At 47.2% G+C, this 7332-nt stretch carries 7 protein-coding genes; 3 read left to right on the forward strand and 4 right to left on the reverse strand.

Annotation, left to right across the window (positions count from 1 at the left end; genetic code table 11):
- Positions 1-207 precede the first annotated feature (207 nt).
- On the reverse strand, positions 208-696 hold the full coding sequence (locus ACXLDX_RS05280) for an alpha/beta fold hydrolase (protein WP_457576151.1): 489 nt from the start codon (positions 694-696) through the stop codon (positions 208-210).
- A 217-nt stretch (positions 697-913) separates the two neighbouring features.
- A complete protein-coding gene (locus tag ACXLDX_RS05285) occupies positions 914-1375 on the reverse strand; it encodes an Hsp20/alpha crystallin family protein (RefSeq protein WP_457576152.1) in 462 nt (153 codons plus the stop codon).
- A gap of 160 nt (positions 1376-1535) precedes the next feature.
- Here ACXLDX_RS05285 and ACXLDX_RS05290 point away from each other — a divergent pair, with 160 nt between their 5' ends.
- The 3 genes from ACXLDX_RS05290 to ACXLDX_RS05300 all read left to right on the forward strand — a co-directional run bounded on the left by ACXLDX_RS05290 (position 1536) and on the right by ACXLDX_RS05300 (position 5779).
- On the forward strand, positions 1536-2123 hold the full coding sequence (locus tag ACXLDX_RS05290) for a hypothetical protein (RefSeq protein WP_457576153.1): 588 nt from the start codon (positions 1536-1538) through the stop codon (positions 2121-2123).
- A 234-nt stretch (positions 2124-2357) separates the two neighbouring features.
- Positions 2358-4718, forward strand: coding sequence for a fatty acid cis/trans isomerase (locus tag ACXLDX_RS05295; protein ID WP_457576154.1), 2361 nt, complete (start codon positions 2358-2360; stop codon positions 4716-4718).
- Between the two features lie 263 nt (positions 4719-4981).
- Entirely contained in the window at positions 4982-5779 is a 798-nt protein-coding gene (locus ACXLDX_RS05300; RefSeq protein ID WP_457576155.1) for a response regulator, read from the forward strand.
- A gap of 154 nt (positions 5780-5933) precedes the next feature.
- Here the strand turns inward: ACXLDX_RS05300 and ACXLDX_RS05305 are convergent, their stop codons facing one another.
- Together ACXLDX_RS05305 and ACXLDX_RS05310 are read right to left on the reverse strand one after the other, a co-directional pair.
- Positions 5934-6683 (reverse strand): alpha/beta fold hydrolase, encoded by a 750-nt coding sequence (locus ACXLDX_RS05305; RefSeq protein WP_457576156.1) that lies wholly within the window; start codon positions 6681-6683, stop codon positions 5934-5936.
- Between the two features lie 17 nt (positions 6684-6700).
- Positions 6701-7332: GGDEF domain-containing protein (locus tag ACXLDX_RS05310; protein ID WP_457576157.1), on the reverse strand; the 632-nt coding region annotated here is incomplete at its 5' end.

Genomic DNA, 7332 nt, shown 5'->3' on the forward strand with positions numbered 1-7332 from the left:
CATATTCGTAACAGAGGCAAGGTCGTGTATCTCCAAAACCAGGTTGTCGAGCCAAGTTATTAACAACAATAGTACGTATATTTTGTAAAGATTGAAATAGTAGTTTAGACTTACTATAAGGCACCCCCAGCTTTTCACGGTCTCTTTTGTCCGCATAGGTGGGCTATAGCAAACAAAAGAGCCAGCAAAAATCTGCGGCACCTGTGATCAATTACGTTTTTCCGTGTTCCTGCACCATTTTTTCCAGTCAATTTGTGCAAAACTTCTGTGGAGCATGTGGTCGTCGTCTTCTACCTGTACAACAAGGTTTTTAAATGTTTTTTCGGCCATGGGGATTACCAGGTCCGGAGGCGTCACCGTATCATTTCTACCGATGATCAGGGTAACAGGAGTGTCGAGTTTTTTTTCGGGTGGTGAATAGGATTCGTAGTTCAGGGCGGGCGCCAGAAGAATCAGTTGTTTTATCCGTTCGGGTGCCGTGACAGCAAAACAGGTTGCCATCAGGCCGCCATAGCTGGATCCGATCAGGGTCAGGCCGGTTTTTCCCCGACAGATTTCCGTTAAAGCTTCAAGTCTTTCCTTCAGGCTGCCGTAAAAGTCGGGACACTGCACCCGGGGATAATAAGTCGTGAAATAAGTGCCCTTGGTTCCTTGACCGGAGGAGTCAAGTCCGTGGAGAAAATAGATTTGGCCCATGAGATCTTTCTTTTTGCAGACAGGAATTTATGGAATTGGAACCATTGTACAGGAAAACCGCAGGAAAAAGGAGTTTTTTGGTAATTGCTTCCAGGTTATGGAATCAAAGAATTGCTACCCCATGCGGAGTTACGTTTTTTGTGCGCAAAGGCAGATGGCGGCCCGGGGCCGCCATCTGTTTTTTTGAGGAGTAGTTTAATTGGTGGAATCCAGACTCTTACTGGATTGCTATTTTCTTGACGGCATCTTTTTCTTCAGGTTTGGGGATTTCGAGCCTGAGAATGCCATCCTTGAATGTTGCCTTGACATCGTCAACGTTCACTTCAAAGGGCAGGCTGAAAGTCCTTTCGAACTTGCCATAAACCCGCTCCATTCTGTACCATTTTTCTTCTTTTATTTCCTCTTCACTTTTACGTTCACCGCCAATGGTTATGAATTTACCTTTGGCGTCAACGAAGATGTCTTCTTTTTTCACACCGGGGATTTCAGCGGTGATGACCACATTGTTGTCCTTTTCAAAGATGTCAACCCTGAGCTGCCGGGTTTCATTGACACTTTTGGGAACCATTGTGCTGATCATCGGGGTGAAAAAGTCATCGAGAAGGCTGTCGAACAGACCAGCAGGATCATTTGCTCTTCTGAACAGGGTCGGTTGTGATTGAAATTTTACCAGTGACATAATTATCTCCTTTCTCTTTGTTGAACTATTTTAATTTTTTCCAGTGCATCTCTGTACCCAAGATGGTAATAATTAATCTGGTTATGTCAATAAGTGTACATTACTTTTTTTAAAAAAATATAAAAGTAATGTACGGTATAGATACCGGGGAAGTGATGAGATGAAAAAGCATGGAAATTCATTGGCCAAGATCGAATTTTTGCAACGGTCCAGCGCGAATCTCAGGGGGAAACAATCGGTTCGTGCGACATTTAAGTTGACTGAAAGGTCGATTACGGTACTTTCTGTACTGGCGGGACAGTTGGGTATTAAGCAGAAATCACTGTTCGATTCAGTGATGGATGATGATGAAGGTTTGAAAATGATTGCCCGACGGTTTGAAAATTTCAGTGAAAGCACCAGACGTGTGGCCAAAACCTATGTGATATCAAGGAAAACCCTGGACAACCTGGAACAGGTCGCAAGCAGGTACAATACCCCCAGAGATGCCCTGGTTGAATTTTCAATTGAGCGTCTTCTGCCGCTGCTGGAGGAGGAACGGAAAAGACATGAAAAGAGAAAAATATTTCTGGACGAGCTGAAACAGTATGCCGAAGCAGGCGCAGGTATGCTTGAACGTGCGGAAAAGGAACTGGGAGCAGATGATCCGGTGTTCCATGAGATGCTGAAGATGTTGAGACACGTCGGCGGCTGCTGTGAAACGGTTGAACACCATGTGAAAAAGGGGAGCCGAATAGAAAATTTTTAACGTAATTACTCACAGGTACCCCAGCTTTTCACGGTCTCTTTTGTCCGCATAGGTGGGCTATAACGAACAAAAGAGTCTGCAAAAATCTGCGGCACCTGTGAGTAGTTACTTTTTAACAATGTTGTCTGCGCTGATTTTTTCTGGACCATTGCTTTTTATTTGACAAATTCTAGCAGTCTAAGTTTATTTGGCAGTAACCTGAAAACCCGGATATCTTTTATTCCAGGAGACTCAATGAATAATTCCTCGTTGTTGTTTGCTTTTGTCGTCCTGTTTATTGCCGGTTGTGCTGCAAAAACAGTTCCACCTCCACCAGTTGCCATTGAAATACCGGAGAAAAGAATAGACTATACCGAAGAGGTAAAGCCGATCCTGGTGAAAAGATGTGTTGTCTGCCACAGTTGTTATAATTCTCCCTGCCAGCTCAAGCTCAGCTCCTATGAAGGACTCGATCGCGGCGCCACCAAAAAGGCGGTTTACAATTCTTACCGTCTTAAAACCATGGATCCGACCCGGCTCTTTATTGACGCGGAAAACACTGCCGGATGGCGGAAAAAAGGGTTTCACAGTGTCCGGGAAAGCAGTGCGCCGGACGGATACAATAATTCTTTTATGATTCAGCTTCTGGCCCACAAGATGAAAAACCCTGTCTCCGTCGGAGAGTATCGTTCGGAGGCGAAAGACCTGACCTGCGCGGAAACAGGTGAAGAGCTGGGAGTATATCTTGAAAAACACCCTAACGGTGGTATGCCTTTCGGGTTCCCTCCATTAAAAAAGAAGGAATTTCAGACTGTTGCCGGCTGGCTGGCCCAGGGAGGTCATGGCCCTTCCAGGGAAGAGCGGGCGCGTCTGGAAAAGGTTTCACCCGCCGATGGTGAAATGATTGCCCGGTGGGAGGATTTTCTTAACAGAGATGACGCAAAATATGCGATGACCGCCCGCTATCTTTATGAACATCTGTTCCTGGCCCATCTCACTTTTCAGACCGGTTCAAATGATTTTTTTGAACTGGTCCGTTCCCGTACCCCGCCGGGGGAGCCGGTCAGGATCATTCCCACCGTGCGTCCTTATGATGATCCTGGGGGGAAATTTTTTTATCGGTTCAGGAAGATTCATTCAACTATTGTTCATAAAACCCATATGGTGTTTGAATTTGGCCAGGATCAGAAAGAGCGGATCACCGAGTTGTTTATTGAGCCGGAATGGCTCCTGCCGCCCCATCGCGAAAAATATGATCAGAAAACAAGCGCCAACCCCTTTATTGTCTTTGAACAGATTCCGCCGGCAAGTCGTTATCAGTTTCTGCTTGATAACGTGCAGTATATCATCATGACTTTCATCAGAGGGCCGGTCTGCAAGGGACAGATAGCATTGAATGTGATTCATGACGTATTCTGGGTCTTTTTCATGAATCCGGAATATGACCTGAGTGTCAGATTTCCAGGATTTTTAAAAGACAATGAGCAATACCTGGATATGCCGGCAGGCGCAACCTCCGGTGCGGCCCTGGCCAAAGGTCTGATCACCAGGGAGTTCAGGAAGAATTCTGCAACTTTTGCACGGATCAAGCAGAACTATTATTCGATGCAGTATCGTTACAGGGGGCTGGGGCCTGAGGCCATCTGGCCTGGGAACAGGGAATCGGACAGCCCGGCGCTGACCGTTTTTCGTCATTTTGACAGTGCCTCCGTGTTGCGGGGGGTGAGGGGTGCATTGCCGAAAACCATGTGGGTTATTGATTTTCCTCTCCTGGAGAGGATCTATTATTCCCTGGTGGCCGGGTTTGATGTGTATGGCACCGCTCTGCATCAGCTTGCAACGAGAATCTATATGGATGAACTTCGTCAGGAAGGGGAAGTGAATTTTCTTAATTTCCTGCCGGAAGAGGTCCGCGGGCCTGTTCTCAGTGACTGGTATGGTGGAATGAGTCTGGGTAATCTGGACTATATTCCCTCGAAACTGCCTGCGGGTTTTCATTTCAGTACCGCAGACCCGAAAAGGGAGTTTACCGAGTACCTTGTGGATCATTATTTCAATCCTGATCTTCGTATCAGCTTTGATAAAAATTACCTGCGGGACGGTGAACAATACCCGAAACTCCCGACCGCGTATGTGACGATTGATGATTATATTCGCGGGTTTAAGGCTGTTTCGGCACCGGGTGTTTCCTTTTTTCGGAAAGTTGCCGATCACAATGCCAACCTTGCCTATGTACGCATACGGGTACCGGAGCAGGAGGACGTCGTTATCTCAGCGATAATAAACAGATGGCATGACGATGTATCCACACTTTTTGAAGAGGAGGATCAGCTGTGTTCTGAAAAGGACAGCGCAACATTCATTGAGGGATTCGTTGGATCATATCCTAATTATTTCTTCGATGTGAATCTGGCGGATCTTCCTGAATTTCTGCGAGTTCTTGATGAATATGACAGTGGCAGGCAGTCAAAGATCGAGCTGGAAAAATTTGGTGTAAACCGGGCGGATGAAAACTTCTGGGAGACATATGACTGGTTTCAGCGGAAGTTTAACGAATCTGATCCGGTTCATTCCGGGTTGTTTGATCTGAATCGTTACTATTATCTGGCCATGTAAGATTGACAGAAGGTAATGACTATCGGGGTCTCCGGCTTTTCACGGTTTCTTTTGTCAGCATGGATAGTTGATTGTAAACAAAAGAGCCTGTAAAAAATCTGTGGCAGGTGAGCAATTGCAGTTCAGAGGTCAATGCCGTTAACTTAAGGACAAGATGGTTCATGAAAGTCCCATTCTGACCTTGGCCGAGGTCGGAATGGGACCCATCGCTTAAGTTAACGACATTGATTCAGAGGTAATAAAATCATATAGTTGGTGCCCCTGTGATTAGTTATGGAAATACAGTACTTCTTGTTGAGGATGAATCCATCAACCAGAAACTGGCTGCAGCCGTGCTGAAAAAAATTGGTTTTCAGGTGGATCTTGCTGATAATGGTATGGAGGCTGTGAATATGGCGCGTGGACAACACTATTGCCTGGTGCTGATGGATATTCAGCTTCCTGAAATGAGCGGGTACGAGGCTGCCCGTCAGATTCGGTCCATGGAGGAACTGGAAGGGGGCAGGAGGCTACCGATCATCGCCATGACGGCTGATGACAGCAGGGAAATAAGAAGAAAATGCATGGCGGCAGGTATGGATGATTTTATAACCAAGCCGATTAAACCCGATCTCCTGATGACCCAGCTTGCTCCCTGGCGTGGTATAATTCAGAACAGACAGGAACAATCGGACAGAACCCCGGAAAGGGCAGACAGCCAAGAGAGCGGTGGAGATTTACCCGCTGCAGTATGGGACAGGAAGCAGACTCTTGCCTTTGTCGATGGTGACCTGGAGCTGTTTTACGGACTGGCAAAGATGTTCATTGAAAAAAATCAGCCGCTGCTCGAAACTATCAGTCGTGCCATTGAGGAGAATGATGGCCCGGCGCTGCGAGAGGCCGCCCACAGTTACAAGGGAGCGGTTTCCCATTTTTCGGCGGAAAAGATGCGCAGCATTGCTTATGAACTTGAAATTTACGGTCGCGGGCAAAACATGGGGGCTGCGCCCCCATGTTTTGCCGAGCTGCGGGAAATGGCTGAAAAACTTGTCTCTGACCTGAGAAAAGAGTTGGCTGATTAATCGTACCTAAATCCTGCAATTCACAGGGATCCCAGCTTTTCATGGTCTTTTTTTGCCCGCATTGGGCTACAGCAAAGAAGAGCCCGCAGAATTTCTCCTGTTCCTTGATATGGAAGAAACAATCCCGTTTCTTGACAGACACCGGTTTATCCGCTTATTTTGAAAAGCTGCCGTTTTGCAAAAAAGCCAGAGTTGCCGCGATAACTTCATCCGCGTCCATGATAAAAGGGTGGGATCTATGGACAACGAGAAAATCGCGCATTCCTTCAACTTTTGCCCGTTCCACCGAAACCTTACCGTCGTTTTTCCCTTTGAAGTATGAAGAGAGCCAGAAATCAAAAAACGCGTGGGTGTCACCTGTAATGATACCCACCGGATAATCGACAGGGCCAAGCCTGTTGGGGAGAGAATCCGGGGCTGTACCAAGCTGCCGGCCGGCCGGACCGTTCAGCCGGGAATAGAGCCACCATTTCTTCAGTGCGTCGGTAACTTCACTGCCCTGGTTGGGCGGACTGAGCATTACAACATGCCCGAGTTTTTCCGGTTTTTTCCCAGCCAGTCTACTGCGCACAACAATTCCGCCCAGTGAATGGGTAACAAAATGGACTCTTTTTCGGCCAAGTACTTTGCATTTTTCTATTGCCGGAGGGAGGTATCTGTCGGCGAGGACCTCTATTTTTTCGTCAGTGGAAGGGTAATTGAGGTTAACTGTATGGTAGCCTGCAGATGTCAGGGCATACTGCATTTTCTCCAGGGAGCTTGAACTTCTTGCCATACCATGAACCAACACTACACATTCGCCATTGTCTTTTGCGGGCTCCGGTCTGGTAATGGTGAGTGGTTGTTGCCTGCATGCAGGGAGAAGGAGGAAGGTGAGCAGGTAAAGCAGGGTGAGTCGATTCATGCGGGAGAAAGTATTTTTCAGTCGCTGGGGGGTGGAATGGCAATAACCCGGTTTCTGCCATGTTTTTTAGCCAGGTAAAGGCAGTTGTCCGCCTCCTTGATCAGTTCGTCTTCATTGACAAAACCTGGAGACCAGGTGGCAATACCGATACTGATGGTCACATGGCCTCTGTGTTTTCCGGTGAATCTGAATTCATACTTTTCGACGGCCAGACGGAGCCTGTGGGCAAGCTGAAAGGACTCCAGCCTGTTGCTTCTGGCACATACAATGAGGAATTCTTCTCCACCCCACCTGCTTACCATATCGTAGCTTCTTGCCTTTTCTTCGAGGATGGATGCAACTTTTTTCAGAACCATGTCGCCGCAGTCGTGGCCATAGGTATCGTTGATTTTCTTAAAATGATCAATATCGGCCATGATACAGGAGAGAGATTCCTCATATCTGTCCATTTCGGCAATCAGGTTTTTCAGCCGGATCAAGGCGTTTCTGCGGTTGGGCAGTCCAGTCAGAAAATCCGTCATGGCCATATTCTGCAGCTTACGGTTTGCCGCCGCAAGTTCTTTGGCATACTGTTCAATGATATCACGATCCCTGCGTATTGTCTGCTGGTACCGTATCAGTCTCTCTCCGCTGCTTATCCTGGCCTGCA

The organism is Desulfomarina sp., from assembly GCF_054039375.1.

Coding starts and splice junctions, on each gene's coding strand:
- ACXLDX_RS05280 (WP_457576151.1), bottom strand. CDS start 696: ATGGGCCAAATCTATTTTCTCCACGGACTTGACTCCTCCGGTCAAGGA.
- ACXLDX_RS05285 (WP_457576152.1), bottom strand. CDS start 1,375: ATGTCACTGGTAAAATTTCAATCACAACCGACCCTGTTCAGAAGAGCA.
- ACXLDX_RS05290 (WP_457576153.1), top strand. CDS start 1,536: ATGAAAAAGCATGGAAATTCATTGGCCAAGATCGAATTTTTGCAACGG.
- ACXLDX_RS05295 (WP_457576154.1), top strand. CDS start 2,358: ATGAATAATTCCTCGTTGTTGTTTGCTTTTGTCGTCCTGTTTATTGCC.
- ACXLDX_RS05305 (WP_457576156.1), bottom strand. CDS start 6,683: ATGAATCGACTCACCCTGCTTTACCTGCTCACCTTCCTCCTTCTCCCT.